Below are 25,381 nucleotides of genomic sequence, written 5' to 3'. Positions count from 1 at the left end.
GAAGCGTTCCTAGCCTGAGAACAGCAGTGGTGACACGCATCACATCTCAAGGAAGAGAAACCAATGACGATCGATCGCACGACGACGCGCCGCTCGACCCTCGCATCCCTCGCCCTCGTCTCGGCGCTCGCCCTCTCGGCCTGCAGCTCGATGACGGAGAGCACCACCGCAGGAGACGCGGAAGGGACCATCGAGAAGCTCAACATCGTGGTCCCCGCCGATCCGGGTGGAGGCTGGGACCAGACCGGCCGGGCCATGGAGTCGGACCTCAAGGAGAACGACCTCGTGGGCAACGCCTCCGTGGTCAACGTCGGCGGGGCGGGCGGTACCAACGGCCTCGCCCAGCTCGCCACCGAGACGGACCCCAACACGCTGATGGTCATGGGCTACGTCATGGTCGGCGCCGTCGAGACCAACAACGCGGCCACCCGCATCGAGGACACGACCCCGATCGCCCGGCTCACCGAGGAACCCCTCGTGGTCGTGGTCCCCGCCGACTCACCGTACGAGACCATCCAGGACCTCCTCGACGACATCGAGGCCGAGGGCAAGGGCATCTCCATCACCGGCGGTTCGGCAGGAGGCGCCGACCACATCCTCGCCGGGTCCATGCTGAAGGAGGCCGGCATCTCCCCGGACAGCCTCAACTACATCCCCTACTCGGGCGGCGGCGAATCACTCGCCGCGCTGCTCGGCAACAAGGTCAACGCCGGCATCTCCGGCGTCGGCGAGTACGCCGAGCAGGTCGAGGCCGGGAAGCTCCGTGCGCTCGCGGTGTCCGGCGAGGAAGCAGCCCCGCAGCTGCCCGAGACCCCGACCCTCACCGAGGAGGGCGTGGAGCTCGTGCTCACCAACTGGCGCGGCGTCGTCGCCCCCGGCAACATCGACGACGCGCAGGCGGAGAAGCTCACGCAGCTCGTCACCGACCTGCACGCGACCGACACGTGGAAGGCCACGCTCGAGGAGAACAACTGGTCGGACGCGTTCCTGACCGGCGAGGAGTTCCAGACCTTCCTCGACGAGGACATCACCAGCGTCAAGACGACCCTCACCGACATCGGACTGCTGTAGCCGATGAGCACCTCCATCCAGAACAGCCCCGGGAGCGGCACGACCGCCGCTCCCGGCAGGCCGATCGGTGAGCTGGTCTTCGCGCTCCTCATCGTCAGCATCGGGATCGTCGGGTTCGTCGCCGGGGCCGGGATCCAGACCCCGTCCTCGGCCAGCGACATCGGCCCCCGTGCCTTCCCGTACGCCGTCTCCGCCCTGCTGGTCGCCGTCGGGACGGGCCTCGTCATCCAGGTGCTCCGCGGTCACCGCGGGTCCGCCGACGAGGGCGAGGACGTGGACCTCGAGGCGAAGACCGACTGGTTGACCGTCGGGAAGCTCGCCGGGTTCGTCCTGTTGCATGCCTTCCTCATCGTCCCGCTCGGCTGGCCCGTCGCCGCGGCCATCCTGTTCTTCGGCGCAGCCTGGTCCCTCGGGGCCCGCCCGTGGTGGCGCAACCTCGTGACCGCGGTCATCCTCGCCCTGGTGCTGCAGTTCGTGTTCGGCGGCCTGCTCGGCGTCTCGCTGCCTCCGGGCTTCCTCGAAGGGCTGGGTGTGTTCGGTGGATAGCTTCTTCCTGCTGATGGAGGGCTTCGCCACGGCGATGCAGCCCATCTACCTGCTCTTCGCGCTCGGCGGGGTGCTCGTCGGCACCGCCGTCGGCGTGCTGCCGGGCATCGGCCCGGCCATGACGGTCGCGCTGCTCATGCCCATCACCTACAGCCTCGAGCCGACGGCGGCGATCATCGTCTTCGCCGGCATCTACTACGGCGGCATGTACGGCGGGTCCACCACGTCGATCCTGCTCAACACGCCCGGTGAGTCGTCGTCGATCGTCACGGCGCTCGAGGGCAACAAGATGGCGAAGGCCGGCAGGGGAGCGGCCGCGCTGGCCACGGCCGCCGTCGGCTCGTTCGTCGCCGGCACCATCGCGACCGTCCTGCTGAGCTTCCTCGCTCCGTTCGTCGCCGCCTTCGCGGTGCAGATCGGCCCCGTGGAGTACGTGGCACTCATGGTGGTGGCCTTCCTGACGGTCGGTGCGCTCCTCGGCTCGTCCGTGCTGCGGGGCCTCGCATCCCTCGGTCTGGGCCTGTTCATCGCGCTCGTCGGCTTCGACTCCCTGACCGCCCAGCAGCGGTACACCTTCGGCAGCCCCTTCCTGGCGGACGGGATCGACGTCGTCCTCGTGGCCGTGGCGCTCTTCGCCGTCGGCGAGGCACTGTACGTGGCATCCCGGCTGCGCCACGGACCCATCAAGGTCATCCCGGTGACGGGCGGCTGGACGAGCTGGCTCCGCAAGGAGGACCTCCGCAGGTCCTGGAAGCCCTGGCTCCGCGGGACCTTCATCGGCTTCCCGGTGGGCACCATCCCGGCAGGCGGCGCGGATGTCGCGACGTTCCTGTCCTACGCCACGGAACGCAAGCTCGCCAAGGGCGAGAACAAGAAGCAGTTCGGCAAGGGCGCCATCGAGGGCGTGGCCGGTCCGGAGGCCGCGAACAACGCGGCTGCCGCAGGTGTGCTCGTGCCCCTGCTGACGCTCGGCATCCCGACGACGGCGACAGCGGCGATGATGCTCGTGGCCTTCCAGCGGTACCAGATCCCCGTGGGCCCGCAGCTCTTCGAGTCCAACAGTGCCCTCGTCTGGGCGCTCATCGCGAGCCTCTACGTCGGCAACCTGATGCTGCTCGTGCTGAACCTGCCGCTCGTGGGCATCTGGGTCAAGATCCTCCAGATCCCCCGGCCGTACCTGTACGCGGGCATCCTGGTGTTCGCCGTCCTGGGCGCGTTCTCGGTGAACTTCACGCCGATCGACGTCATCATCCTCCTGGTGGTCGGGATCCTCGGGTTCTTCATGCGGCGCTTCGGCTACCCGATCGCTCCGATGGTGGTGGGCCTGATCCTGGGACCGATCTTCGAGAGCCAGCTCCGCCGGTCGCTCGCGATCTCCCAGGGCGATCCGATGGCGCTCGTCCAGTCGCCGGTCGCCGCCACCATCTACGTGGTCCTGATCGTCATCTTCGCGCTGTCGTTCCTGCTCAAGCGCCGCCAGCGCCAGTTCGAGGCGATGGTCGCCGCCAACGCCGACGCGTCCGACGTCGTCCGCGGTTCCGTGGCCCCGGCCGAGCCGACCACCACGTCGACGTCGACACCCACTACCGACCGGAAGGACAACGACCGATGAGCGCCATCGTGGTGGGCTACGTGCCCAACGCCCTGGGGGAGGCCGCCGTCACCGAGGCGGTGGAAGAGGCCCGACGGCGGGGCGCCCTGCTGGTGGTCATCAACACCACGCGCGCGGACCGCCTCGTCAACCCGGCCTATGCCGATTCCGAGGACGTCTCGAAACTGGAGGGCATGCTCAGCGCCACCGGCGTTCCCTACTCGATCCGCCACAGCATCTCCGAGGCGACGGCGGCCGAGGAGGTCGTCGACACCGCGGAGGAGCTGGATGCGGAGCTGATCGTGATCGGACTGCGTCACCGGACACCCGTGGGCAAGCTCATCATGGGCTCGACCGCGCAGACGATCCTGCTCTCGGCGCCCTGCAACGTCCTGGCGGTCAAACTGCCCTGAGCCCGGTGCTAGCCCGGTGATCGGCCGGAGACCCGGCAGTCGTTCCGACTGCCGGGTCTCTGCATGACTGCCACAGGGCGCAGTTCAGGCAGCGGCGGGGTGAAGGATGAAGTCGACCACCGAGTGCGCCAGCCGTCGCGTCCTGGCGGGCAAGGGGCCGTCGGGTGAAGGGTTGCCGGATGAAGGTCTGTCGGGCGAAGGGCTGTCCGACCGGGCCGCCTGGGGCTGTCGCCGGGACCAGGGCGGGTCGGGCAGGCGTGCGCCGGGTAGTGGCGGCGCCACCGAGACGTAGGTGTGCCCCGTGGGCGTGCGCCGCTCGATCGCATGTCCTGGTCCCGGCAGGGGTCTGGACACCCAGCCCTCCGCTTCCTTCACGTAGTTGCAGTTCTCGCACAGCCCCTGCCCGCCGTCCGCGTCCGTCGTACCGGTGATCCGCCAGGGGACGATGTGGTCCGCGTGCCGGATCGGCGCGTCACAGTACGGGGTGCGGCAGGTCGCGTCCCTGGCGGCGATCAGGCGGCGCAGGCCGGGCGGGAAGAGCCGGGCGCGTGAATCCATCGCCACCAGCCGGCCGGTGTCGGGGGTGGTGTAGAGCCGGCGCAGCCAGAGCCGGGCGGCGGGATCGTCGGTCGCAACGGGACCGCCGCCGGCGAGCAGGTCGCCGTCCGGGTCGCCGTGATTCCGGGTACGGGGACGGGCCCGGAGGAGGTCACGGGCCGTCTGGGCCGGGACGGAGCCGTAGCCGGGAAGGAAGGCCGGCTCACTGTCACCCTTCAGGAGCGTCCGGTCCGTCATGATCAGTTGCACCTCGGCCCGGACCGTCCCGGCAGCCGTGCCGGTGAGGCGCTCGACGAGGGCGTCGGCCATCAACTGGCCACGCCCGCGCCCGTGGCCGTCCCCGGTGCTGATCTGCGTATCGGCCTGGCGGGAGAGCGCGGAATAGGCGCTGATGGCTTCGCCCGCGGGAAGCAGTGCGGTGAGGTGGGCCATGGTGTCGGGGGCGGGCCGACAGCTCACGTAGCGTTCCCCGACGGCCCTGCGCGCCCTTGCGACGGCGGCCCCCGGTTCGAGACGATAGGCGATCTTCCGCGCCCGGTTCTTCAGCCCCTGTGTGCCGACGCCCTCGAGGGCGCCGGTATCGGCTGCCAGTTCGGCGTCGACGGCCCGACGGTTCTCGGCGCTCAGGCAGATGGTCTCGCGCGCGATCACGGTGGCACGCCACTCGTTGAGCGCACCGGATTCCAGGGCTGCGAGGGTGTGAGGCATGTCCGTCGTGACCAGCCGGGCCAGGCCCAGCAGCCGCGAGCCCTGATGGGGCGACTCCCGTCGCGCCAGGGCGACCTCGGCTCCGACGCCCCGCCCGCGCTGCCCGGCCGGGACGCCGGCGCCCGCCTCCGCTCGTCGTCGAGCAGTATCCAGGGCCATGGCGGCGCGGGCCTGGGCCGCCGTCGCAGCGCACTTCAGGTCCTCGAGTACCCGCATCGTCGACACCAACGCCTCCTCAGGGCCCTCGATGGGCGCATCGGGCGAAGCCGAAGGATGACCTGCCGACGTCCGAGGGACGAGGCTTCTGATCCAGCCGCGGATCACGGAGGTTTCCACGCCCGGTCCGAGCGAGGATCCTTCCCGAGTGCCTGCGGCATCGTCGAACATGTTTCCTATTGTACCATTCTTGAAATAGAACACAGGTGCGAATTCGTCCTTCGTCCGACCGCCGCCATCGGTCCGTTCGGCCCCGTCCGTGCGGGCGCCGTCATCGGAACATGGCGTGCAGGGAAAACTTCGCTGAAGCTTTCGTCTTGTCCCGCCGTTCCTGCCCGGTGAGTTGAGCCGGAACTGGCATCATGGATATATCCGTTGCCCAAGCGAACGGATGGTCACCCCACTACCACTCGAGCGGACTCTTTCCCTGCCTACCCCATCCTCCTTCGCCGCAGCTGCCCGGTCCGACCTGCAGGGTTCCCCGGCCCGCGAAGCCGAGCGTCAGCGGCTGCGCTCACTCGATCGACTGGGTCTTCTGGACTCCGGCGACGAGGAGCGGTTCGACCGCCTGACGCGCCGTGCCCAGGCCCACTTCGGGGTGACGACGGCGGTCATCTCCCTCGTCGGCGCGGACCGGCAATACCTCAAGTCCTTCGTGGGGTCGTTCCCGCGCAACGTCCAGCGGGACGCCGCCTTCTGCAACGTCACGCTGCAGGGCGAGGACCCGCTGGTGGTGTCCGATCTCCGGGCCGACGAGCGCTTCCAGCACAACCCCCTCGTGGTGGGGGCGCCCTTCATCCGCTTCTACGCCGGTGTGCCGCTGCGCGGGCCCGGTGGCTGGTTCGTCGGCAGTCTGTGCATCCTGGACACGAGGCCGCGGGACCTCGACGGCCATGGTCTCCTGCAACTTCATCGCCTGGCTGACGAAGCCGAGCTCGAGGTGAACGCCGAGGTCCTCGGCTCCCCGCCGGCGGAAGCCGGCTCCTACGCCTTGGGTGCGAAGAGTTCGAGCGCGATGTCGTCCGGGTCGCGGAACTCCAGGATGTAGCCCGCGCCGATGTCCTTCACCCCGGCGTGGGGGATACCGCGGGCTTCGAGCTGTCCCGCGGCGTCGTCGAGCACCTTTCGGTCCTCGACGGCGAAGGAGAGGTGGTCGAGGCCCACCCGGTTCTCGCTGAAGACGTCGTCGGCCACGGGCCGCAGGCCCAGCAGGCTGTCCCCGAGCTGGTAGATGACGCCGCCGAACAGGAAACCGAGCTGTTCGCGGGTCGCTTCGTCGGCGCCCTCGGGCACCTCGAAGGCGACGGGCAGTCCGAAGACGGCGTCGTAGAACGCGCGGGAGGCCTCGATGTCGGTGACCGTGAGGCGGACATGGGCGTAGGACTTGATGGGGATCGTCATGGCCGCAGTCTTGCACGCCTGCCCGATCGGCGGCGTGGCGTGGAGGATCCGCACCAGGACTGGCGCTGACCAGACTGAAGTGATGACGGCGCTCGGGGACGTAACCTCCGCCCGGGAATGGGGATACGCTCCCGGACGCTGCACCGGACATGAAGAAGATCGGATTCCTGTCCTTCGGCCACTATCAGGACGTGCGCGGCTCGCTCGTCCCCACGGCCCGCGAGGCCCTCGTCCAGGCCGTGGAGCTCGCCGTTGCGGCCGAGGAGCTCGGCGTCGACGGCGCGTACGTGCGCGTCCACCACTTCGCGCCGCAGTACTCGGCGCCCTTCCCGCTGCTGGCCGCCATGGCCGCGCGGACGAGGACCATCGAACTCGGCACCGGCGTGATCGACATGCGGTACGAGAACCCGCTCTACATGGCCGAGGAAGCCGCCGTCACCGACCTCATCAGCAACGGGCGGCTGCAGCTCGGGATCAGCCGCGGATCACCCGAGACGGCTCTCGACGGCTACCGCAGCTTCGGCTATCCGCCGGCGGAGGGCTCCAGCGACGCCGACATGGCCCGTGCGAAGACGGACCTGTTCCGCAGGGCGATCGCCGGCCAGGGCATCGCGGAAGCCAATCCGCGGATGACGGGGAGTACCGGGAACCTGCCCGTCGACCCGCTGTCGCCCGGGCTGTCCGAGCGCATCTGGTGGGGATCGGGTACGAGGGCGACGGCGCGCTGGGCCGGGGAGCAGGGCATGAACCTCATGAGCTCCACGCTGCTGACCGAGGACACCGGCGTGCCGTTCGACGAGCTGCAGGCCGAGCAGATCGACATCTTCCGCAAGGCGTGGGCCCAGGCCGGACACGAGGGTGCGGCGAGGGTCTCGGTCAGCCGCAGCATCCTGCCGATCGTCAGCAGGACCGACGAGTACTACTTCGGCATCCGCGCGCAGCGGGAGTCGACCGATCAGGTGGGGATCCTCGACGGCGCACGCTCCCGCTTCGGCCGGAGCTACATCGGCCCGCCCGACGCCATCGCCGAGCAGCTCGCGGCCGACGCCGCCGTGCAGGCCGCCGACACGCTGCTGGTGACGATTCCCAACCAGCTCGGCGTCGATTTCAACGCGGCGCTGCTCGGGAACATCGTGAACCTCGTGGGGCCCGCGGCCGGCCTTCGCTGACCGCGCCGGGGATCTAGGCCCTGGCGGAACCGGCTCCGCCGGTCAGCTCCAGGGCGACGTCGGCGACCGTACGCCGACCGTCCTGCGCACGGGCGACGAGCACGCGGAGGGCTTCGCGGTCGTCGATGCCACGCTGCGCCATCAGGATCCCCTTGGCCATGCCGATGCGATCACGCATCTGCAGGGCGGTGGCGAGTTCGGTCTGGATGCGTCTCGGCGTCTCCGTGGTCTGTACGTGGCCGAGCAGGGCTGCTGCGGAGACCGCGAAGCGCGTCAGGGCGCGCTCCGTCGTCTCGTCGAAGGCATGAGCCTCCGTCGAGTGGACCTTCATGGCACCGATGGTCGTCTGGCCCTGGATCAGGGGCACGCTCTGGCAGGAGAGGACCGACATCTCGGCGGCCGCCGCGGCCCAGCGAGGCCAGCGCTGGCCGGGAGCGGTGGTGTCGTCCGTCCGGGTCGGGGTGCTCGTGGCCCAGGCGTTGAGGCAGGGTCCTTCGGAGAGCTCGTACTGGAGTTCATCGGCTCGCAGGACCGATCGGTCGGTCGCGCCGCTGCTCGTCCGTCGTCCGTGCTCGATGAGGGACACGCCTGCTCCGGTTGCTCCGGGAATGAGGTCCCTCGCCGCTTCGGCGAGGAGGTTGACGGCTTGCTGCGCGGTCTCTTCGGTGAGGAGAAGCCCGCGTACGCGGCCGAAAGCCGTGGCGAGGTCGTTGAGAGTGGGCTCGGAGTTCACGTCATGCCTTCAGGAGTCCTGATGCCGGCACAGCCGACAGTGGTATCCGCCCGCTACTGGACCCTTTCCACGGTAGCGGCCCGCCCCAGGCGGGGCAAATTGTTCTGCCGCGGCGCGCCCGGACCTGACAGGACGCTGCCCGGTACTCCTACCTCAGGACTGCCCGTTGGTGGACGCCACCACGCGTTCCGCCACGAGCCTCAGCTTCACGTTCCGGCTGCTGGACGCCCGCTGCAGGATCGCGAGGGCCTCCGCCTGCGAGCACGTATTCATGGAACATGATGATGCCGGCGGCCGTGTTGATGACCCGCCGGGACGAAGGCGTCGGGCCCGACGGAGTAGAGGTTCAGCGCTGCCTGCCCGTCGCCCTCGAGCGCGAACGGGACCCCGAGGATCGACCGGATCCGCCCGGTGTCGAGGCGCCCGGGGTAGGTGGGCCAGCGCGGGTCCTTCGTCGTATCGGAGCAGTAGGCCGATATCCCCGTCGCGGCGGCATCCGGGCACGGGCCGTCGCCGTGACGGTTCTCTGGTCGGCACCGGGCTCCGCAGTCTACGCCGGGCGCGCGTGCCCCGTTCAGTCCTCGAGGGTTGCGAGGTACGCGGCGGCGTGCTCCAGTGCTTCCCTCGCTGCGGCGACGGCGTCGTCCGCCTCGTCCGCGGCCCGCTCGAGGTCGGCCGTCTCGGCGTCGAGGTCGGCCCGCTCCCGGCGCAGCGCGTCGAGCCGTTCCTCGAGGTCCTCGATGGAGGCGGCGACCCCCTCGCGCCGCACCGCGAGCCGCTGCGACCTCCGCTGCAGGGCCGAGGCTGCGTCCTCGGCCGCCGCGTGTGCCTCACGTGCTGCGGCGAGTCGCGAGCCGGCGTCCCTGCGTTCCCGCGCCGAGGGCTTCCGTGCCCGCCCGTCCCCGGCGTCGTCGCCCTCGTCCGGTCCGCTGCCGCCCGGCGCGGGGGAGGTGAAGGGGCCGCCGACGGCACCCTCGAGGTCCACCGGATCCCAGCCCGACGCCTCGAGGGTCCTGACGAGCCGTCCGGTCAGGACGGCGGCAGCGGCTGCCGGGTCGGCGAGGGCGGCGCGGAGGGTCTGTTCGACCCCCGGCAGGGCCGCGGGGCCGACGTCGTAGCCCGCCTCCGCGGCGGCATCGAGGGACTGCCGGGCGACGGCGGCGAGGAGCCGCTGGCGCTGCTGGCCGAGCGCGTGGAGCTGCGCCCGGTCGAGGCCGTCCTGCGCCTCCCTGAGCGAGGCTCCGAGTTCCAGGACCTGCTGCACCTCGTCCCGGCGACGGGTGACCAGCAGATCGACGAGCCAGGCCGCCGCGGCGGGCTTCGGCAGCTTGCGCAGCGCGGCGGCGAGGTCCTTGTCGCCCGCCTGCGAGGCCTCCTTCGCGGCGGCGTTCCGCGCGTCGGTGAACCGGTCGAGCGGCAGCGCGTACAGGGCCTCGGCCCGTTCCACCAGGTCCATGGGTGCTGCGTCCTTCCGTGATGCGCGCCGCGGTCGGTCACCGGGGAGCGAGGTCCTCCAACCGTCCCACGGGCAGCGCGATCCACCCCTCCCGGCACGCCTGCTCCCGGAACTGCGCCGGGACGGGGTGGGTTCGGCCGAGCGCGTGGGCACGAGCCGCGAGGGCGGCGATCACGGCGTCGAACGCGTCGTCGGAGTCCGTGAGGAGCCGTCGGTCCGCGGCCCCGACCCCCAGCCAGGGCGCATGCTCGAGAAGCCGGGCCAGCAGGGCGCCGCGCACCTGGATGTCGTTCTTGTACCCCCGTGTGTCGAAGCCCCAGCCGCGCAGCGCCGCGGCCGGGTAGACCTCGACGGCGGTCCCGCCCCCGGAGCGGTCCACCGGAGTCCCCAGCGCATCCCCGACCGCGTCCAGCAGGACGGCGCAGTGCATCGCCGTCAGTCCCAGCCGGTCGGTCGCGACACTCAACGGCCACCGCCCCGTGATCTCCCGCGTGATGCGGTCGGTCGCCCGATAGGACAGACGACGCCGCCACGCCATGCCCTGGTCGGCGCCCGCCTCCACGCGTCCGCCCGACGCGTGCCGGGTGAGGAAGGAGACGAAGTCGTCGGGCCAGCCGAAGGCGCAGTCGATGCCCAGGCGGGCGACCGTCGGCGCGACGGCGGCGATGTCGGCGTCGGCCACTGCCGTGCGGACGTCCATCCGCACGAAGGGACCGGACCAGTCGAGCACCGCGAGGGCCGTGCCCTTCGATTCCGCTGCGAGATCCACCCCGGCTGTGAGCACGCCCGATTATAGGCATCCGGGGCGGGACGTACCAGCGGAGGTCGACCCGCCGGACCAGCGCCCGGCGGCCGCGTCGGGGCGGGAGCGCGGCCCGTCGACGAGTCCAGTACCGTACGCGGGCGGCGCCGGGTGGTCCGCCGTCCCGGAGCGGTGTGTACTGGAGGAGCGGGGCCCAGCACCCGCGCCGCGAGGCGAGCGCGACGAGAGCGCGAGGAGAGGAAGTACGGAATGGACACCGGATGCCCCAGCTGCGGGTCTGCCCTGCTCGAACTGGCCGAGGACCAGTGGCCGGCCGAGGGGCCCGTCCCGGCCGGCACGATCGCCGTCTTCCAGTGCGAGCAGAACCACCGGGTCACCGTCGGGCAGACGCAGGTCTCGGCCTAGGGCGCCCCGGGGCTCACGCACCGGACCGGGGGCTCACGCGTCGGAGCTGCCGGCGTCCTCGATGATGCGGGACAGCTCGTCCCGGAGTGCCCGCGCCTCGTCGACCGTGATCTCGAGATGCTGGTCCTGTTCCATCCAGCCGATCCTGATCATCGGCCGGTCCTGCTCGTCCGCGGTGTGGGAGAGCCCGACGGCGAGGGCCCGGCCTCCGGTCCGCGTCACATCGCCGACGATCAGCTCGCCGCCGTCATCCTCCGCAATCGCCATGGCTCCTCCTCGGGTCCGCCTGCTCCTCCCATGCTAGGCGCCCTCCGCGGCCGGGCGCAGGGCGAGATTGGGGTGCAGCAGTTCGAAGCCCTCGGCCGCGAGGGAATCCCTGTCGAACGCGTCCGGCAGCAGGACCACGGTGGCCCTGCTGTCGCGGATGGTGGGGCCGGCCGTCCCGGGTTCGAGGGGCGTGCATTCGAGCCCCACCCCGATGCCTTCCTCGACGAGGAGGCACACGGTGGCCTCGGTGCCCGTCCCGTCCACGGGCGTGGCCGCGAAGTACTCGACGCCGTCGCGCTCGGCCAGGAAGCGCGTGCTGTCGAGGTCGATCCCGTCGAGGTCCGTCCGGATGGTCAGGACGTCCTGCTCCGTCTGCTCCGAATCCAGCAGCCCGATCACCGGTCCGGCGCAGCCCGTGAGGGCGAGCACCGCGGCGACGCTCCAGGCCGCCGGCACGGGACGGGACGACAGGCGGCGCATGGGACTCCTGGGGACGGGACGGGAGGTGGCGATCCCAGCCTAGCGAAGCACCGCGCCTAGGGTGGGGCCCATGGAATCCACCTCCCTGGCAGGGCGCACGTTCGTGGTCACCGGTGTCAGCCGGCGCAGGGGCATCGGCTACGCCGTGGCCTCGCGTCTCGCCGAGCTGGGCGCGAGCCTCTTCCTGCACCACTACGCACCGCACGACGCCGCACAGCCCTGGGGCGCCGACCGCATCGACGACGTCGTCGCCTCCCTGCGCGGGAGGCTGCAGGAGGGCGCGACCCTGGGCCACGCGAGCATCGACCTCGCGCGGCACGACGGCAGCGAGCAGCTCATCGGCGAGGCCCGCTCGGTGCTCGGCCACCTCGACGGGCTGGTCTGCAACCACGCGCGGAGCGGGGGAGACGGCCGGCTCGACGAGATCTCCTGGGAGGACCTCGACGCGCACTGGCAGGTCAACGCCCGCTCCACCATCCTCGCCACACAGCAGTTCGCCGACCAGCACGACGGCCGGGAGGGCGGGCGCGTCATCTGGATGACGTCCGGGCAGGTCGCCGGCCCCATGACGGGGGAGATCGCCTACGCGGCGTCCAAGGCTGCGCTCGCGGGACTGACGGCCTCCGTCGCCGACCACCTCGTGGACCGGGGCATCCTCCTGAACACCGTGAACCCGGGTCCCGTCAACACGGGCTACCTCGACGACGACACGGCCGACCGCCCGCTCGGGACGCTCCGGGACGTCCTCGCGCACTGCCCGTCGGGGCGGTTCGGCGAACCCGACGACCCCGCACGCCTGATCGCCTGGCTGCTGAGCGACGAGGGGCGCTGGATGGTGGGCCAGGTGCTGAGCACGGAGGGCGGCTTCCGGCGGTGGTAGTCCGGGGGGCCCTAGCGGATGCCGCTCCGCGCGAGGCCCTGCACGAAGTACTTCTGGAAGGCGAGGAACATGATGACGATCGGCGTGATGGAGAGCAGCGCCAGCGCCATGATGGCCCCGTAGTCGGCGCCGTACTGGCCCTGCAGGTACAGCAGCCCGATGGGCAGCGTGAACAGCTGCGCGTCCTTCAGGGCGATCAGCGGCCACGCGAAGTCGTTCCACTGATACATCACCGTCAGCAGCACCAGCACCGCGATGAGCGGCTTGCAGAGGGGCAGGATGATCTGCAGGAAGATGCGGATGGTCCCCGCGCCGTCCATCTTGGCCGCCTCCAGGAGTTCGTCCGGGATGGCGATGATGAACTGCCGGGCGAGGAAGATCCCGAACGCGGACGCCGCGGACGGGAAGATGACCGCCCAGAACGTGCCGTAGATCCCGAGCTGGGTGACGAGGCGGAACTGCGCCACCATCAGCACCTGGACCGGCACCATCATGGTGCTGAGCACCAGCAGGAAGACGAAGCCCTTGCCCCTGAAGTCGAGCTTCGCGAAGGCGTAGCCGGCCAGCAGGTTCACCGAGACGGTGAGGATCGTGATGATCGCCGTGACCACCACGGAGTTGCCGAACCAGGTGGCCGCGGGGAAGGTGCCGAAGATGGTCCGGAAGTTGTCGAGGGTCCACTCCGACGGCCAGACGCGGAGCTCGCGGCTCACCACGTCGGCGCTCGGCGAGAAGGCGATCGTGATCATCCAGTACAGCGGGAACATCATCACGAGGCCCACGACGACGGCGGTCACCAGGCGGGCGATCGAGGAGGCGCGCTGCGCGGGTGACACGCGCCGGACGCGGGGTGCCGCGCCGTTCCCCCGGGCTGTCAGTGGATGGGCCATGGTGATCCTTGTCCGAGGTGGTCGGTGGTCGGTGTCGATGCCGGTGACGCTGCCATCAGCCGACCGTGTCCCTGGATCGGTTGCCCCGCCACTGGATGGCCGTGAAGACGAGCGTGACGAGGAAGATCACGATCCCGATGGCCGCGGCGTAGCTCTGGTCACGGGTCACGAAGCCGTTCTCGTAGGCGTAGGTGACGAGCACCGACGTCGACCGGCCGGGCCCGCCGCCCGTCATCACGAAGATGGTGTCGAAGACCTGGAACGAGTAGATAACGTCCATGATCAGCAGGAAGAACGTGGACGGACCCACGAGCGGCACCGTGAGGTAGCGGAACTGCTGCCACGAGCTCGCCCCCTCCAGCCGCGCGGCCTCGTAGAGCTCGGGGGAGATGCCCTGCAGTCCGGCGAGGTAGATGACCATGTTGAAGCCCACGCGGATCCACAGGGTCACCAGGATGATCGAGGCGAAGGCCGCCGTGCCCTCCGACTGCCAGGGGATGGTCGCGAACCCGCCCTCCCGGAGCAGTTTGTTGACGATGCCCGTGCTCTCGTCGAACAGCAGGACACCCATGAGGGCCGTCGCGATGCCCGAGATGACCATGGGCAGGTAGATCAGCGTGCGGAACAGCTTCCGGCCGGGCAGCACCGAGTTCATGAGCACCGCGAGGCCCAGCCCGAGCGCCAGGCTCAGGGGCACGGTGATCAGCGTGAACACCGCCGTGTTGAGCGCGGACTGCCAGAACGTGGGGTCCACGACGAGGCGTCGGTAGTTCTCGAGGCCCACCCAGCCGCTGGCGCCGAAGCCGCTGGACTCCTGGAAGCTGATGAGCAGCGCCCAGCCGAGCGGGAGGAAGAGGAAGATGCCGAGCAGGATCAGGTTGGGGCCGAGGAACCCGGCGGCAGCGCCCGTGGAACGCTGCTGTCGCGAGGGCCTGCCGGATTTCGCCCTGTAGGTGGCCGCGGGGGAGGGCGGTGGGGCGGTGTTGCCGGTCGACTCCTCGCGGGCCGAGGTGTCGGCGGACATCAGCCGGCTGCCTCGTCGACGGCCGCAGCGATGTTCGCGAGCGTCTCCTCCACGGGCTGGCCCTGGGTGAAGGCCGCCTCCAGCTGGTCCCGGAGCTTCGGGTTGATGGTGGCCATCGCCGGTGCGGTGAGCTGCTCGACGTCGGACGGCTCCAGCGTGGTGGCCTGCTCGACGAAGATGCCCGCGATGTCGGGCCGCGTCTGGTAGTCCAGTTCGGTCCCGACGAGGCTGTTGAGGGTGGGCAGCTCCATGGCGCGGGCGCAGAAGTCGGACATCTGTTCCGGCTGCGTCATGAACTTCAGGAACTCGGCCGCGAGCTCGGGGTTGCGGGCGCTCTTGGTGGCGACGAGGGCGTTGCCGCCGAGGTCGCACGCACCGCGCTCGTCCCGCGGCAGGTAGGTGGCGCCCCACTCGAAGTCCTTGATGTTCTCATCGAGGCCGGGCAGCACGAAGTTGCCGACGAAAGCCATCGCCGTCGTGCCCGCGGAGAAGGCGTCGTCGGCGTAGGTCGAGGACTTGACGGAACTGCTGGGCGGCACGAGGCCGTCGGTGAAGAAGCCCTGCGTGAACTCGAGCGCCTTCCTCCCCGCGTCGGACTCGATGGCCGAGCCGGTGAGGTCGTCGTTGAAGAGGCGGCCGCCCGCCTGGAACAGCCAGCTCAGCCACCGGGTGGAGCCGCCGAGCTGCCAGTTGTACACGAACGGGTAGAGATCGTCGGGGATGGAGCCGCGCAGCTGCTCGGCCACCTGCCGGAACTCGTCCCACGTCCAGGCGGAGTCGAGGGTGTCCGGCACGCTCGTGATGCCGGCCTGCTCGAAGAGGTCGGTGCGATAGACGAGGGCCGAGGTGTCCGTCTGGTGGGGGACGCCGAAGGGTTTGCCGTCGAACTGCACGGCCTGCCACATCGCCGGGAGGAACTCCTCGGCGGCGGCCGTGTCGAAGTAGCCGCTGAGGTCCAGGAGCTGGTCCTGGCTGCTGTAGGCACCGATGGTGCCGTAGTCCACGCGGAAGAGGTCCGGGGCCGTCCCGGCCTGGAGCTGCGCATCGATGTTGGTGAAGATCTGTTCGTACGGCACGAGGTTGAGTTCGACCTTCGTGCCGGAGTTCGCGGCCTCGAAGGCGGCGATCCCTTTCCGGAAGCCCTCCTCCTCGGCTGCGCTGCCCCAGGTGGTGAAGGTGAGCGTGTCGGTGCCGTCGCCGTCGCCGCCGCTGTCGTTGCCGCCGCCCGAGAATCCGGCGCAACCGTTCAGTGCTGCTGCCGCTGCGAGGAAACCTGCGCCGCCGAGGATCTGCCGTCTGGAAATGGTCATCGTTGTGCCTTCCGGGTGAGGGTGCTCACAACGTACAGCACGCCACGGACACGGCGAAGGGTCTTGCTGCCCCGGAGCAATCCCGGTAGGGGGTGTCGGCGTGGGTGTCAGAAGCCGACGAGCGAGTGGGGCACGTAGTGCTCCTCGAGGGCCGCGACCTCGTCCGCGGTCAGCTCGAGGTCCAGCGACGCGAGGGCGTCCTCGAGGTGGTGCGGCTTGCCGACGCCGACGATCGGCGCCGACACCACGGGATTCCGGGACACCCAGGCGAGGGCCACCTGCGCCCGGGTCACACCGCGGGCCTCCGCCACCGCGCCGACGGCGTCGGAGACGCGGCGGTCCGCGTCGACGGTGCCGTACAGGGTCTTGCCGAACTGGTCGGACTCGGAGCGCGACGTCGTCTCGTCCCACGCCCGGGTGAGCCTGCCGCGCGCGAGGGGGCTCCACGGCAGGACTCCGATGCCCTGGTCGGCACACAGCCCGTACATCTCGCGTTCCTCCTCACGATTGATGAGGTTGTAGTGGTCCTGCATGGTGACGAACCTCGTCCACCCGTTCGTGCGCTGGAGGTGGAGCGCTTTCGAGAACTGCCACGCGTACATCGAGGACGCACCGAGATAGCGGACCTTGCCCGCCTTCACGACGTCGTGCAGCGCCTCGAGCGTCTCCTCCAGGGGAGTCGTGGGGTCGAAGCGGTGGATCTGGTACAGGTCCACGTAGTCGGTACCGAGCCGCCGGAGGCTGGCGTCCAGTTCGGCGAGGATCGCCTTGCGGGAGAGGCCGGCACCGTTGGGGCCCTCGTGCATGCGCCCGTGGACCTTCGTGGCGATCACGGTGTCGTCGCGTCGGGTGAAGTCGGCCAGGGCACGCCCCACGATCTCCTCGCTCGAGCCGTCCGAATAGACATTGGCGGTGTCGAAGAAGTTGATCCCGGCGTCGACGGCGGCCCTGATCAGGGGCCGGCTCTCCTCCTCGGGGAGCGTCCACGCGTGGTTCCCGCGGTCCGGGGTGCCGTAGCTCATGCAGCCGAGGGCGAGGGGCGAGATGTCGAGGCCTGTGGAGCCGAGTTTCACGTAGCGCATGGGTCCCACTCTAGTGAGGCGCCCGCGCCGACCGGCGGCATCCGGACGGATCGGGGAGGGGGAGGAGCGGGCGTCCAGCGAAGCCGTTCGCTGCCGTGGACGCCCGCGGGCGGGATCCTCGCGGATCGGGCAGGGGGCTTCCCCCACGGAGCCCCTGCCGTGCCAGAAGCAACAGTAGCCGGGCTCCCGGAAAAAACAAACCGTTCGACCGGTTTAGGTCGTGCCGTGGAGGAAGAGGTCGACGAGGAGCGGCACGCGGTCCTGCCGGTCCGCGGCCACGACGCCGGGCAGCAGCAGCCGCCACAGGTCGGCGAGCCGCTCGAGCACGTCCTCCCGGCCCGTCAGGATGTCGGACACCATCTGCACGCCCGTGTAGGAACCCACCACCAGGAGGGCGAATGCCTCCGGGTCGACCTCCGGGCGCAGGTCACCCGCCTCCCGGGCGGAACGCGCGAGGTCCGCGAAGCGTGCGGCCCAGTCGAGGTAGGGCTGCCGGACGTCGTGCCCGAAGGCCGACGCCTCGAAGGTCAGGCGGATGCCGGCCCGCATGACCGAGTGCCGGAGGAGCTGCACGGCGAACCCACGGGAGACGAGGATCAGGGTCTCCAGCGCCGGCCGTCCCAGGGCCTGTACGCGCATGCCGTCCGCGGAGGCGATCGCGTGCTGCTCCTCGATGACGGCGACGGCGAGATCCTCCTTCGCCGGGAAGTGGAAGTACAGCGCACCCTTGGTGACCCCGGCCCGGGTGGCGACGGCCGCGAGGGCGGTCCCGCCGTACCCGTGCTCCTCGAACACGCACGCGGCGGCGCCGATGATCGCCGCGCGCGTGGACCGCGCGCGTTCCTGCTGCACCATCAGGTTCCGCCGGATCGGGATGCTTGCGTCATGCCCTGAAGACTAGGGCAGGATGGCTACGTGACACGCGCAGGAGCCGGAAGCCCGGACGACCAGACAGCAGCCCCGCGCCGACCCGGGAAGCGGCCCGCCCGGACGGCCCCGGCCCCGGAACCCCACGGCTCCTCGGTGGCCCGGCGGTTCCGCCCGCACGCCTTCGCCGACGGGCTGAGGGTGAGTGCGGCCTGGACGGCCCGGAGCATCATCGTCCTCGCCGGCCTCGTCATCCTCTGGTACATCACCCGGGCGCTGTGGTCGATCGTCCTGCCCGCGCTGTTCGCCCTGCTCCTCGCCTCGGTCCTCTGGCCCGTCAACAGGTTCCTACGGAAGGGCCTCCCCAAGGTCCTCGCCGCCCTCGTGACCCTGCTCGGCTTCATCGGCGTCGTCGTCGGCATCGGCGCGATGACCGTCCCCGCCATCGCCGGCGGGATCGCCGACCTCTCCGGCCTGGCCCGCGACAACGTCGCCGACCTCGCCGCCTTCGTCGCGCGGCCGCCGTTCAACCTCGACGCGGCGAACCTCGACGGCATCGTGGACACCGCCCTCGCCCAGGTGCAGGCGAACGTCGGCAACATCGTCTCCGGCGTCACCGCCGGGCTGGGCGAGGTGACCTCGGGCACCGTCGTCGTGCTGCTGGCGCTCGTCTTCACGTTCTTCTGCCTCAAGGACGGCGACCGCTTCATGCCGTGGACGTCGCGCTGGACCAACTCCGCGGCCTACGCGCACGCCTCGATGATCGCCAGCGGGACCTGGAAGGCGCTCTCCTCCTACATCGTCGCGCAGGCCACCGTCGCGCTGGTCGACTCCGTGTTCATCGGGCTGGGGCTCGTCCTGCTGGACATCCCGCTCGCCATCCCGCTGGCCGTGCTCGTGTTCTTCTCCGCCTTCGTCCCCGTGATCGGCGCGATCGTGTCCGGGCTCGTGGCGACGCTCGTCGCGTTCCTCGCGTACGGCTGGGTGACGGCGCTGATCGTGCTGGGGCTCGTGGTCCTCGTCCAGCAGCTCGAGAGCAACTTCATCCAGCCCCTGCTCGTGGGCCGCACCCTCGAGATCCACCCGGCCGTCGTCCTGGCCTCCGTCACGGCCGGCGGCACGCTCTTCGGCATCATCGGTGCCTTCCTCGCCGTACCCACCACGGCCGTGGCGATCGTGGTCCTCCGCTACCTGCGCGACCTCTCGATCGAGAACCGCCCGGAGACCGGAGTGGCCTCCGGGAACCCCGACGCCGTGCCGGCCGGCATCCCGAACGGCACGGGAGCCGACGGGACCGCCGCCGACACGCCGCCCGAGACCGGGCCCGTGGGGCACCGCGCGGAGCAGCCCGGTGACTAGGCGCCCCGTGATCGCCGTGCTCGAGGGCGACCGGCCCGTCCGGGGGCTCGAGCGCGTGGCCCGGCTCGCCGACGTGCGCGTCACCCGGGCGGCAGGCCTCGACCGGGCGCTCGCGGGCGCCGACGTGCTGTACCTGTGGGACTACTTCTCCGGCGCCCTGCCCGACGCGTGGCATGCCGCAGGTTCCCTGCGCTGGCTGCACGTGGCGGCGGCCGGCGTGGACAAGCTGCTGTTCCCCGACCTGGTGGCCTCCGACGTCGTCGTGACCAACGCGCACGGCATCTTCGACCAACCGATGGCGGAGTACGTGCTGGGTGCCGTCCTGCACGCAGCGAAGGGCTTCGGCCCGTTGCGCGACGCCCAGCGGGAGGCGCGCTGGGAGTGGCGCGAGGGCCGCAACATCGGTGGCAGCAGGGCCCTCGTCGTGGGGACGGGCAGCATCGGCCGCCGGACGGCGCGGCTCCTGCGCGCGGTCGGGGTGCGTGTCGAGGGCGCCGGACGGACCGCCCGGGAGCACGACGACGACTTCGGGCGCGTGCACGCCGCGGAGGACCTCGCGGCCGTGGTCGGCGCGTTCGACTACGTGATCCTCCTGGCACCGCTGACGCCCGCGACCGAGGGCCTCGTCAGCGCGGCGGTCGTCGCCGCCCTGAAGCCCTCCGCGGTCCTCGTCAATGCCGGGCGGGGCAGGCTCGTCGACGAGGACGCCCTCGTCGCCCGGCTGCAGGCCGGGACGCTCGCCGGGGCGGTGCTCGACACGTTCGCCGTCGAGCCCCTGCCCCGGGAGCATCCGTTGTGGTCGCTGCCCTCGGTGCTCGTCACCCCGCACATGGCGAGCAACGCCGACACCTGGCTCGACGACCTGGCGGCGCAGTTCGAGCGGAACCTCCTGCTGTGGCTCGACGGGCGGCCGCTGCCCGGCGTCGTCGACAAGGCGCTCGGCTACGTGCCCTCGACCGCGTAGTCCCTTCCGGTCAGCGGCGGGACGACGGCGCGGCGGCGAGCTCGGCCTGCCACCACCGCACGGTCTCACGGGCGGCCGTGTCGAGGGGTGTCGGCGAGAGGCCCAGGGCCCGCTCCGACGCGGCCGAGTCCAGCACGAACGGCCGGTCGAACTGGTAGGCCAGCTCCCCGATCTCCCGCAGGGACGGCAGCACCATGCCCAGGGCGCGGAGGACCTTGCCCGGGGTGCCGTGGAGCCGCGGGGCGCCGACGCCGGCCGCTGCGGCGAAGGCCCCGGCGAGCAGGCGCTGCGTCAGCGCCGGGAGGGTCGGCGCATGCAGCACGCGGTCCGGTGTTCGCGGCAGGCCGGCGGCCACGATCATGGCGGCGGCGAGGTCGGGCACGTAGGTGAACGAGTGGGGCGCGTCGGGGTCTCCGACCAGCCGGATCGGCGTGCCCTTCAGCACCGACGGGACCATCCGTTCCCCCGCGTGCGCCGTGCGCACCCTAGGGCCGTAGAAGTCGGAGGCGACGACGGAGACGGTGTCCGTCGCCGACGCCGCGCGGGCCGCGAGGAGGACCGCCCGGACGCCGCGCTTGCCCGAGACCGCGGCCCGCTCGGAATCCTCGGTCATCACCTCGTCGGGGCGGCTGTAGGAGTAGAGGCTCTCCGGGAAGACGACGACGGAGCCCTGCCGGCCGGCGGCCCCGAGGACGGCCGCCTCGGCCGCGGGCAGCTCGCGCCTCCACGCCGCCGCGGAGTAGGTGCTGCCGTGGATGCAGTGGAAGACCGCGGCGGCTCCGGTCACGGCGGAACCGAGCGCGGCGCCGTCCGAGGCGTCGACCCGGAGCCTCTCGACGAGGGGGTGGACGGGGCCGGAGCCCGACCGGGTGAGGATGCGGACGGAGTCCCCGCGCCCGGCCAGCTGCTCGGCGAGGGTCCAGCCGACGGGTCCTGCTCCGGTGACGACGTACAGGGTCATGATCGTGCCTCTCGTGGACGGGGAACCAGAACTGAGAGCAGTGCTCTCAGATTCAGGGTGCGCGGCCGCCGATCCCTTGTCAAGAGCAGTGCTCTTTTTTGTTGACGCTGCTCTCGTGGCGGTGCGAGAGTGAGGAGATGCCAGGAACACCACGGGAACGCGCCCGGGAGCAGACGCTCGACGACATCACCCGTATCGGCCGCCGCCACCTCGCCGAGGTGGGTGCGGCAGCGCTCTCCCTCCGGGCCGTGGCCCGGGAGCTCGGTGTCGTGTCCTCCGCGGTGTACCGGTACGTCGCGAACCGCGACGACCTCCTGACCCTCCTCGTGGTCGATGCCTACACGGAACTCGGGGACGAGGTGGAGGACGCCGTCGGAGCGGCAGGGCCCACCGCCGTCGACCGGTTCTCCGCGCTCGCCCAGGCCGTCCGGGCCTGGGCCGTGCGGGAGCCGTCCCGCTGGGCGCTGCTCTACGGCAGCCCCGTGCCGGGGTACGCGGCTCCGGCGGAGCGCACGACGGCGCAGGGGACCCGCGTCGTCACGCTCTTCGCGCACATCATGGACGACGCCTGGCGGGCCGGGGAACTCGCCGGAGGCGACGGCACGGCGCCGGGTGCGCTCGCGCCGGACTACCGGGCGATCCGGGACCAGTTGTCGCTGTCGGTGCCGGACGGGGTGGTCGCGGCGACCGTGCAGGCATGGTCGGCCCTGTTCGGCGCCGTCTCCTTCGAGGTGTTCGGGCAGTACGGTGCCGACACCTTCACCGACCTGGACTCGCTCCACGACTACACGGTGGAGCGCCTCTCCGTGCAGCTGGGGCTCGGCGTGCCTACGCGGGAGCCTGGATGACGAGCAGCATGGTGCCCTCGGGATCGCGGACGTAGGCGACGGTCTCGCCCCACGGCATGGGCTCGGGGGGCAGGGGGACCGGGGCTCCCGCCGCCTGCGCGGCAGCGACGACGCCGGGGAGGTCGTCCACGTAGAGGCAGACGTCCACCGCATGGCCCGTGGCCGGCAGGGGCGTGGACCCGTACAGCGCCTGCGTCGTACCGGAGCCCAGGGCGAGCCGGCCGTCGCCGATCCCCAGCGTGACGTACTCCGGCTCCCCCTCCCCGGGGAACCGGTAGAGCAGGGTGGCCGAAAACACCTGTTCGTAGAAGGCGCGGGTCGAGGCCAGGTCGCTGCAGTTGATGATCGGGAACACCTCTCGCCGCGTCATCGCCCAAGGCTATGCCCGCGGGCGCCGCCGGCACAGGGTTGGCCCGGTGGACGCCGCCCGGACCCGGTGGACGCCACGCCCGCCACGGTGGAGCATGGGACCGTGGCCGGCGAACGTATGTACCCGATCCTGACGGTCCCGGACCTCGACGAGGCCATCGCCTTCTACGAGGACCTCGGCTTCCGGCGCACCTACCGGCAGGTGCGCCCGAACCCGCACGCCGTCGTCGAGCTCGAGGACATGGGTATCCACCTGTCCGCGGTGCCCGGTTTCGACCCGGCGGCATCGCTGGGCAGCGTCATCATCACGGTGCCGGACGCCGACGCGCTCTACCGGACGTTCGCCGACGGGCTCCGCCGGACGCGCGGCCGTATCCCGTCCGCCGGCATCCCGCGCCTGCTGCGGCCCCGCCGGAAGCAGGGGACCACCAGCGGATTCAGCGTGGTGGACGTCGGTGGCAACTGGCTGCGCATCTCCCGGGCCGGGGACACCGAGGAGGAGGGGCCCGACCGCGCCACGGGCCTGGCCCGCGTCCTGGAGGTCGCAGCACGTCAGGGGGACGCCCGCGGGGACCACGCCGTCGCCCTGGACGTCCTCGACCGCGGCCTCGCCCGCCATGCCGACGCCCCCGCCGCGGACAGGGCGCGGGCCGAGCTGTACCGCGCGGAGCTGCTGGTCCGGCTCGGGGATCCCGTGCCCGCCCGTGCCGCGCTCGCGCGGGCGGAGTCCCTCGTCGGTGCGGCGGAGGGGGACGCGCTCGCGGAGGATTTCGCCCACGCCCGCGAGGTCGTCGGGGATTGGCGCGGGCCGCACGGCGGGTGAGACGATGGCGGCTGCCACCGCCCGAACCGACCAGGAGCCCCTCCGTGCGCATCCGCCTCCCCCGACCGGAGACCCGCAACAGCGCCCGCTCGGTCTGGCTCTTCTTCGCCCTCATCCACCTCGGTTTCCTCGCCCGCCTGCTGCCCTTCATCCTCGGCGGGGGAGTGCTCAGCGACATCCGCTTCTACCGCGAATGGGCGTACCTCGCCCTGGACGACGGGACGTGGCAGGGCATCGACACGGCCTGGGTGTACCCCGTCGGGGCCCTGGCACCCATGGTGGCCGCCACGGTGTTCGGCCCCTACCTCTACCAGTTGGCGTGGTTCCTGCTCTTCGCCGGGCTCAACGCCCTCGCCACGGCGGCCCTCCTCCGGCGCGGAGCGGCGTCGTCGCCCACCGCCGCCTACTGGTGGCTGACGGCGACGGCACTGCTCGGCCCGGTCGCCGTCGGCAGGATCGACGGCCTGACGGCGCCCCTGGTCATCACCGCGCTGCTCCTGGTCGCCGTGCGCCCGTTCGTCGCGGCCCTCATCCTCAGTGCGGCGACATGGATGAAGGTGTGGCCGGCCGCCGTCGTGCTCGCAGCCCTCGTCGTCGTGCGCAAGGGCAGACTGGGCATCCTCGGTGCCGGCATCGCCCTCACCGCCGGCATCGCGGCCGTCGTCGCGGTGGCAGGGGACGTCCGCAACCTCACCGGTTTCCTCACGGCGCAGGGTGCCCGCGGCATGCAGCTCGAGGCGCCGCTCAGCACGCCCGGGGTGTGGCAGGCCATCACGGGGACCTCGGGCGCGTACTTCTTCGAGGACGAGGTCATCAACACCATGGAGGTCCGGGGGGCGCTGAGCGGTCTCGTCGGGGACCTCATGACACCGCTGCTCGTCCTGACGGTCGTCCTGGTCGCGGCGTTCCTCGCGATCGCGCTGCACCGCGGCGCGGAGGCGGGGCCACTGCTCGCCGCGGGGTCGCTGGCGCTCGTGAGCACCCTCGTGGTGTTCAACAAGGTGGGTTCCCCGCAGTTCATGCTCTGGATCGCTGCCGTCATCGCCGCAGGGCTCGTGCTCGACCGGGCGGCCGAATGGCGCTATCCGGCGATCGCCATGCTGGCGACGGCGGGCCTCACCACGCTCGTGTACCCCGTGTTCTACGACGCCCTGCGCTACGAGCTCAACCCTGCCGTCGCCGTCCTGCTCACGCTCCGGAACCTGCTGGTGATCAGCATCTTCGTCTGGTCGCTCGTGCGGCTCGGACGCCTGGGGGCCCGCGCCCGCGTCCCCGCCGCCGCGGCTACGGGTGCCTGACGCCCTGCCCTGCGAGGACCGCTCGGTACCCTTCCCGGTACGTCGGATAGGTGAAGGAGAACCCGGTGGACCGGAGCAGGCCGCTGTCCACCCGGCGCGCGCCGCCGCGGGTCGCGGCCACCTCGCCGCGGGGCGGTTCCGGCAGGCCGAGCTCGGCGGCGAGGAACTGCAGCACCTCCCCGAGGTCCACGGGCAGCTCGTCGCTGCCCAGGTAGATCGGGGCCGGATCCGCGACCGCCGTGACCAGGTGCACGATCGCCGCCGCGGCGTCGTCGCGGTGGATCCGATTGGTCCACTGCGGTTCCGCCGGCAGCACGGCCCCGCCCCTCACCTGGTCGATGAGGCGTGTCCGGCCCGGCCCGTAGATCCCGGAGAGCCGGAGGACGGTCCCGCGGTTCGACCTGCCGAGGAGCACCCGCTCGGCCTCGCGCACCAGCCGCGCCGTCGGAGCGGTCGCCTCCGCCGGTGACTCCTCGGTGACCCGACCGCCGTCGAAGTCCCCGTACACCGCGGTGGAGGACACGAAGACGATGCGCCGGGGCGAGACGCCGTCGCGAGCGAGGGCGTCCAGCACGTTGCCCGTCGCGTCCACGTAGGCGCTGCGGTAGGCCGCCTCGCTGCGCTCCCCGGCGGCGGTGGCGATGACGACGACGTCCGTGTCCGGCGGGACCGGCGGCAGGCGCCGGGTCAGGTCCGCGGCCACGCCCTCGATGCCCGCGGGGAGAAGGTCGGGGGATCGGCGCCAGCCGACCACGCGCTCGCCGCGGGCAGCGAGCCGCAAGCCCACTTCTGTCCCGAGGTCCCCGCAGCCCGCTATCAGCACCGTCATCGCACTCCCGTCCCGGTGGCCGGACGAGGCCACGCATCGTCGCCAGTCTAGGGGCAGGGGCAGGGGCAGGGGCGTGTGCCGTGCCCGGCCGGCTCCCCCA

The 25,381-nt window shown here is 71.4% G+C and carries 30 protein-coding genes; 13 read left to right on the top strand and 17 right to left on the bottom strand.

Annotation, left to right across the window (positions count from 1 at the left end; translation table 11 throughout):
- Positions 1-63 precede the first annotated feature (63 nt).
- From CXQ97_RS07660 to CXQ97_RS07645, 4 genes are read left to right on the top strand one after another with little or no spacing between them, the layout of a single operon-like run.
- Positions 64-1,071, top strand: a complete 1,008-nt coding sequence (locus tag CXQ97_RS07660; protein WP_104180233.1) for a tripartite tricarboxylate transporter substrate binding protein — start codon at positions 64-66, stop codon at positions 1,069-1,071.
- A 3-nt stretch (positions 1,072-1,074) separates the two neighbouring features.
- Entirely contained in the window at positions 1,075-1,617 is a 543-nt protein-coding gene (locus CXQ97_RS07655; RefSeq protein ID WP_104180232.1) for a tripartite tricarboxylate transporter TctB family protein, read from the top strand.
- A complete protein-coding gene (locus CXQ97_RS07650) occupies positions 1,610-3,229 on the top strand; it encodes a tripartite tricarboxylate transporter permease (RefSeq protein WP_104180231.1) in 1,620 nt (539 codons plus the stop codon). Before CXQ97_RS07655 ends, CXQ97_RS07650 begins: the two co-directional genes overlap by 8 nt.
- Positions 3,226-3,621: a universal stress protein gene (locus CXQ97_RS07645; RefSeq protein ID WP_104180230.1), complete on the top strand. Its 396-nt coding sequence runs from the start codon at positions 3,226-3,228 to the stop codon at positions 3,619-3,621. Before CXQ97_RS07650 ends, CXQ97_RS07645 begins: the two co-directional genes overlap by 4 nt.
- A gap of 84 nt (positions 3,622-3,705) precedes the next feature.
- On the opposite strand, the gene CXQ97_RS07640 is transcribed toward CXQ97_RS07645, so the two are convergent.
- Complete coding sequence (locus tag CXQ97_RS07640) at positions 3,706-5,103, bottom strand: HNH endonuclease signature motif containing protein (protein WP_104180350.1); 1,398 nt, start codon at positions 5,101-5,103, stop codon at positions 3,706-3,708.
- A 391-nt stretch (positions 5,104-5,494) separates the two neighbouring features.
- On the opposite strand from CXQ97_RS07640, the gene CXQ97_RS07635 reads away from it, so the two are divergent.
- Positions 5,495-6,151, top strand: a complete 657-nt coding sequence (locus CXQ97_RS07635; RefSeq protein ID WP_104180229.1) for a GAF domain-containing protein — start codon at positions 5,495-5,497, stop codon at positions 6,149-6,151.
- On the opposite strand, the gene CXQ97_RS07630 is transcribed toward CXQ97_RS07635, so the two are convergent.
- Positions 6,088-6,504 carry a VOC family protein gene (locus CXQ97_RS07630; protein WP_104180349.1) on the bottom strand — a complete coding sequence of 139 codons (417 nt, stop codon included), beginning with the start codon at positions 6,502-6,504 and terminating at the stop codon, positions 6,088-6,090. The genes CXQ97_RS07635 and CXQ97_RS07630 overlap by 64 nt on opposite strands.
- A 149-nt stretch (positions 6,505-6,653) precedes the next feature.
- Between CXQ97_RS07630 and CXQ97_RS07625 the strand changes: the two genes are divergently transcribed.
- Entirely contained in the window at positions 6,654-7,673 is a 1,020-nt protein-coding gene (locus CXQ97_RS07625) for an LLM class flavin-dependent oxidoreductase (RefSeq protein WP_104180228.1), read from the top strand.
- A gap of 13 nt (positions 7,674-7,686) precedes the next feature.
- Here the strand turns inward: CXQ97_RS07625 and CXQ97_RS07620 are convergent, their stop codons facing one another.
- The 5 genes from CXQ97_RS07620 to CXQ97_RS07610 all read right to left on the bottom strand — a co-directional run bounded on the left by CXQ97_RS07620 (position 7,687) and on the right by CXQ97_RS07610 (position 10,646).
- Entirely contained in the window at positions 7,687-8,406 is a 720-nt protein-coding gene (locus tag CXQ97_RS07620; protein WP_104180227.1) for a GAF and ANTAR domain-containing protein, read from the bottom strand.
- A gap of 153 nt (positions 8,407-8,559) precedes the next feature.
- Positions 8,560-8,679: an ANTAR domain-containing protein gene (locus CXQ97_RS19435; protein ID WP_146069596.1), complete on the bottom strand. Its 120-nt coding sequence runs from the start codon at positions 8,677-8,679 to the stop codon at positions 8,560-8,562.
- The gene (locus tag CXQ97_RS19430; RefSeq protein WP_146069604.1) at positions 8,676-8,984 is read right to left on the bottom strand and encodes a GAF domain-containing protein; all 309 of its coding nucleotides are present in this window, start codon (positions 8,982-8,984) and stop codon (positions 8,676-8,678) included. Before CXQ97_RS19430 ends, CXQ97_RS19435 begins: the two co-directional genes overlap by 4 nt.
- A complete protein-coding gene (locus CXQ97_RS07615; protein ID WP_104180226.1) occupies positions 8,981-9,862 on the bottom strand; it encodes a transposase in 882 nt (293 codons plus the stop codon). Before CXQ97_RS07615 ends, CXQ97_RS19430 begins: the two co-directional genes overlap by 4 nt.
- Before the next feature lie 37 nt (positions 9,863-9,899).
- Entirely contained in the window at positions 9,900-10,646 is a 747-nt protein-coding gene (locus CXQ97_RS07610) for a DUF429 domain-containing protein (protein ID WP_104180225.1), read from the bottom strand.
- Between the two features lie 228 nt (positions 10,647-10,874).
- Here CXQ97_RS07610 and CXQ97_RS19775 point away from each other — a divergent pair, with 228 nt between their 5' ends.
- Entirely contained in the window at positions 10,875-11,030 is a 156-nt protein-coding gene (locus CXQ97_RS19775) for a hypothetical protein (protein WP_181035002.1), read from the top strand.
- Between the two features lie 33 nt (positions 11,031-11,063).
- On the opposite strand, the gene CXQ97_RS07605 is transcribed toward CXQ97_RS19775, so the two are convergent.
- Both CXQ97_RS07605 and CXQ97_RS07600 read right to left on the bottom strand, forming a co-directional pair.
- Positions 11,064-11,297 (bottom strand): hypothetical protein, encoded by a 234-nt coding sequence (locus tag CXQ97_RS07605; protein WP_104180224.1) that lies wholly within the window; start codon positions 11,295-11,297, stop codon positions 11,064-11,066.
- A 33-nt stretch (positions 11,298-11,330) separates the two neighbouring features.
- Positions 11,331-11,777 (bottom strand): hypothetical protein, encoded by a 447-nt coding sequence (locus CXQ97_RS07600; protein WP_104180223.1) that lies wholly within the window; start codon positions 11,775-11,777, stop codon positions 11,331-11,333.
- Between the two features lie 70 nt (positions 11,778-11,847).
- On the opposite strand from CXQ97_RS07600, the gene CXQ97_RS07595 reads away from it, so the two are divergent.
- Positions 11,848-12,657, top strand: coding sequence for an SDR family oxidoreductase (locus CXQ97_RS07595; RefSeq protein WP_104180222.1), 810 nt, complete (start codon positions 11,848-11,850; stop codon positions 12,655-12,657).
- 11 nt (positions 12,658-12,668) lie between these two features.
- Here the strand turns inward: CXQ97_RS07595 and CXQ97_RS07590 are convergent, their stop codons facing one another.
- The 5 genes from CXQ97_RS07590 to CXQ97_RS20535 form a co-directional block, all read right to left on the bottom strand.
- Positions 12,669-13,547 (bottom strand): carbohydrate ABC transporter permease, encoded by an 879-nt coding sequence (locus tag CXQ97_RS07590; RefSeq protein WP_104180221.1) that lies wholly within the window; start codon positions 13,545-13,547, stop codon positions 12,669-12,671.
- Positions 13,548-13,602: 55 nt separating this feature from the next.
- Complete coding sequence (locus CXQ97_RS07585) at positions 13,603-14,571, bottom strand: carbohydrate ABC transporter permease (RefSeq protein WP_104180220.1); 969 nt, start codon at positions 14,569-14,571, stop codon at positions 13,603-13,605.
- Complete coding sequence (locus tag CXQ97_RS07580; protein WP_104180219.1) at positions 14,571-15,881, bottom strand: sugar ABC transporter substrate-binding protein; 1,311 nt, start codon at positions 15,879-15,881, stop codon at positions 14,571-14,573. Before CXQ97_RS07580 ends, CXQ97_RS07585 begins: the two co-directional genes overlap by 1 nt.
- Before the next feature lie 107 nt (positions 15,882-15,988).
- Complete coding sequence (locus CXQ97_RS07575) at positions 15,989-16,963, bottom strand: aldo/keto reductase (protein WP_104180218.1); 975 nt, start codon at positions 16,961-16,963, stop codon at positions 15,989-15,991.
- Positions 16,964-17,176: 213 nt separating this feature from the next.
- The gene (locus CXQ97_RS20535) at positions 17,177-17,818 is read right to left on the bottom strand and encodes a ScbR family autoregulator-binding transcription factor (protein ID WP_104180217.1); all 642 of its coding nucleotides are present in this window, start codon (positions 17,816-17,818) and stop codon (positions 17,177-17,179) included.
- Between the two features lie 60 nt (positions 17,819-17,878).
- Here CXQ97_RS20535 and CXQ97_RS07565 point away from each other — a divergent pair, with 60 nt between their 5' ends.
- Entirely contained in the window at positions 17,879-19,189 is a 1,311-nt protein-coding gene (locus CXQ97_RS07565) for an AI-2E family transporter (protein ID WP_104180216.1), read from the top strand.
- Positions 19,182-20,153 carry a D-2-hydroxyacid dehydrogenase gene (locus tag CXQ97_RS07560; protein WP_104180215.1) on the top strand — a complete coding sequence of 324 codons (972 nt, stop codon included), beginning with the start codon at positions 19,182-19,184 and terminating at the stop codon, positions 20,151-20,153. Before CXQ97_RS07565 ends, CXQ97_RS07560 begins: the two co-directional genes overlap by 8 nt.
- A gap of 10 nt (positions 20,154-20,163) precedes the next feature.
- On the opposite strand, the gene CXQ97_RS07555 is transcribed toward CXQ97_RS07560, so the two are convergent.
- Positions 20,164-21,114 carry an NAD-dependent epimerase/dehydratase family protein gene (locus CXQ97_RS07555; protein ID WP_219815384.1) on the bottom strand — a complete coding sequence of 317 codons (951 nt, stop codon included), beginning with the start codon at positions 21,112-21,114 and terminating at the stop codon, positions 20,164-20,166.
- A 137-nt stretch (positions 21,115-21,251) separates the two neighbouring features.
- Here CXQ97_RS07555 and CXQ97_RS07550 point away from each other — a divergent pair, with 137 nt between their 5' ends.
- Complete coding sequence (locus tag CXQ97_RS07550; RefSeq protein WP_104180214.1) at positions 21,252-21,962, top strand: TetR/AcrR family transcriptional regulator; 711 nt, start codon at positions 21,252-21,254, stop codon at positions 21,960-21,962.
- Here CXQ97_RS07550 and CXQ97_RS07545 read toward each other — a convergent pair.
- Positions 21,943-22,332 carry a glyoxalase/bleomycin resistance/extradiol dioxygenase family protein gene (locus tag CXQ97_RS07545; RefSeq protein WP_104180213.1) on the bottom strand — a complete coding sequence of 130 codons (390 nt, stop codon included), beginning with the start codon at positions 22,330-22,332 and terminating at the stop codon, positions 21,943-21,945. The genes CXQ97_RS07550 and CXQ97_RS07545 overlap by 20 nt on opposite strands.
- Positions 22,333-22,434: 102 nt before the next feature.
- Between CXQ97_RS07545 and CXQ97_RS07540 the strand changes: the two genes are divergently transcribed.
- Together CXQ97_RS07540 and CXQ97_RS07535 are read left to right on the top strand one after the other, a co-directional pair.
- Positions 22,435-23,154, top strand: coding sequence for a VOC family protein (locus tag CXQ97_RS07540; protein WP_219815383.1), 720 nt, complete (start codon positions 22,435-22,437; stop codon positions 23,152-23,154).
- Between the two features lie 44 nt (positions 23,155-23,198).
- The gene (locus CXQ97_RS07535; protein WP_104180212.1) at positions 23,199-24,452 is read left to right on the top strand and encodes a glycosyltransferase 87 family protein; all 1,254 of its coding nucleotides are present in this window, start codon (positions 23,199-23,201) and stop codon (positions 24,450-24,452) included.
- On the opposite strand, the gene CXQ97_RS07530 is transcribed toward CXQ97_RS07535, so the two are convergent.
- Entirely contained in the window at positions 24,439-25,281 is an 843-nt protein-coding gene (locus CXQ97_RS07530) for an SDR family oxidoreductase (protein ID WP_104180211.1), read from the bottom strand. The genes CXQ97_RS07535 and CXQ97_RS07530 overlap by 14 nt on opposite strands.
- Positions 25,282-25,381 lie beyond the last annotated feature (100 nt).

Origin of the sequence: Arthrobacter sp. B0490, assembly GCF_002929355.1 — a bacterium.
GTDB lineage: Bacteria > Actinomycetota > Actinomycetes > Actinomycetales > Micrococcaceae > Arthrobacter_D.
The sequence above is the reverse complement of the archived record's forward strand: the minus strand, read 5'-3'. Positions and strand labels throughout refer to the sequence as shown.

What these genes read in the sequence shown, in the direction of transcription:
- CXQ97_RS07640 (WP_104180350.1), bottom strand. Translation starts at nt 5,103, where the DNA reads ATGCGGGTACTCGAGGACCTGAAGTGCGCTGCGACGGCGGCCCAGGCC.
- CXQ97_RS07635 (WP_104180229.1), top strand. Translation starts at nt 5,495, where the DNA reads ATGGTCACCCCACTACCACTCGAGCGGACTCTTTCCCTGCCTACCCCA.
- CXQ97_RS07575 (WP_104180218.1), bottom strand. Translation starts at nt 16,963, where the DNA reads ATGCGCTACGTGAAACTCGGCTCCACAGGCCTCGACATCTCGCCCCTC.
- CXQ97_RS07645 (WP_104180230.1), top strand. Translation starts at nt 3,226, where the DNA reads ATGAGCGCCATCGTGGTGGGCTACGTGCCCAACGCCCTGGGGGAGGCC.
- CXQ97_RS07630 (WP_104180349.1), bottom strand. Translation starts at nt 6,504, where the DNA reads ATGACGATCCCCATCAAGTCCTACGCCCATGTCCGCCTCACGGTCACC.
- CXQ97_RS07655 (WP_104180232.1), top strand. Translation starts at nt 1,075, where the DNA reads ATGAGCACCTCCATCCAGAACAGCCCCGGGAGCGGCACGACCGCCGCT.
- CXQ97_RS07600 (WP_104180223.1), bottom strand. Translation starts at nt 11,777, where the DNA reads ATGCGCCGCCTGTCGTCCCGTCCCGTGCCGGCGGCCTGGAGCGTCGCC.
- CXQ97_RS07660 (WP_104180233.1), top strand. Translation starts at nt 64, where the DNA reads ATGACGATCGATCGCACGACGACGCGCCGCTCGACCCTCGCATCCCTC.
- CXQ97_RS07590 (WP_104180221.1), bottom strand. Translation starts at nt 13,547, where the DNA reads ATGGCCCATCCACTGACAGCCCGGGGGAACGGCGCGGCACCCCGCGTC.
- CXQ97_RS07625 (WP_104180228.1), top strand. Translation starts at nt 6,654, where the DNA reads ATGAAGAAGATCGGATTCCTGTCCTTCGGCCACTATCAGGACGTGCGC.
- CXQ97_RS07545 (WP_104180213.1), bottom strand. Translation starts at nt 22,332, where the DNA reads ATGACGCGGCGAGAGGTGTTCCCGATCATCAACTGCAGCGACCTGGCC.
- CXQ97_RS07550 (WP_104180214.1), top strand. Translation starts at nt 21,252, where the DNA reads ATGCCAGGAACACCACGGGAACGCGCCCGGGAGCAGACGCTCGACGAC.
- CXQ97_RS07595 (WP_104180222.1), top strand. Translation starts at nt 11,848, where the DNA reads ATGGAATCCACCTCCCTGGCAGGGCGCACGTTCGTGGTCACCGGTGTC.
- CXQ97_RS07605 (WP_104180224.1), bottom strand. Translation starts at nt 11,297, where the DNA reads ATGGCGATTGCGGAGGATGACGGCGGCGAGCTGATCGTCGGCGATGTG.
- CXQ97_RS07555 (WP_219815384.1), bottom strand. Translation starts at nt 21,114, where the DNA reads ATGACCCTGTACGTCGTCACCGGAGCAGGACCCGTCGGCTGGACCCTC.
- CXQ97_RS20535 (WP_104180217.1), bottom strand. Translation starts at nt 17,818, where the DNA reads ATGGTGCAGCAGGAACGCGCGCGGTCCACGCGCGCGGCGATCATCGGC.
- CXQ97_RS19435 (WP_146069596.1), bottom strand. Translation starts at nt 8,679, where the DNA reads ATGAATACGTGCTCGCAGGCGGAGGCCCTCGCGATCCTGCAGCGGGCG.
- CXQ97_RS07585 (WP_104180220.1), bottom strand. Translation starts at nt 14,571, where the DNA reads ATGTCCGCCGACACCTCGGCCCGCGAGGAGTCGACCGGCAACACCGCC.
- CXQ97_RS19775 (WP_181035002.1), top strand. Translation starts at nt 10,875, where the DNA reads ATGGACACCGGATGCCCCAGCTGCGGGTCTGCCCTGCTCGAACTGGCC.
- CXQ97_RS07615 (WP_104180226.1), bottom strand. Translation starts at nt 9,862, where the DNA reads ATGGACCTGGTGGAACGGGCCGAGGCCCTGTACGCGCTGCCGCTCGAC.
- CXQ97_RS07530 (WP_104180211.1), bottom strand. Translation starts at nt 25,281, where the DNA reads ATGACGGTGCTGATAGCGGGCTGCGGGGACCTCGGGACAGAAGTGGGC.
- CXQ97_RS07580 (WP_104180219.1), bottom strand. Translation starts at nt 15,881, where the DNA reads ATGACCATTTCCAGACGGCAGATCCTCGGCGGCGCAGGTTTCCTCGCA.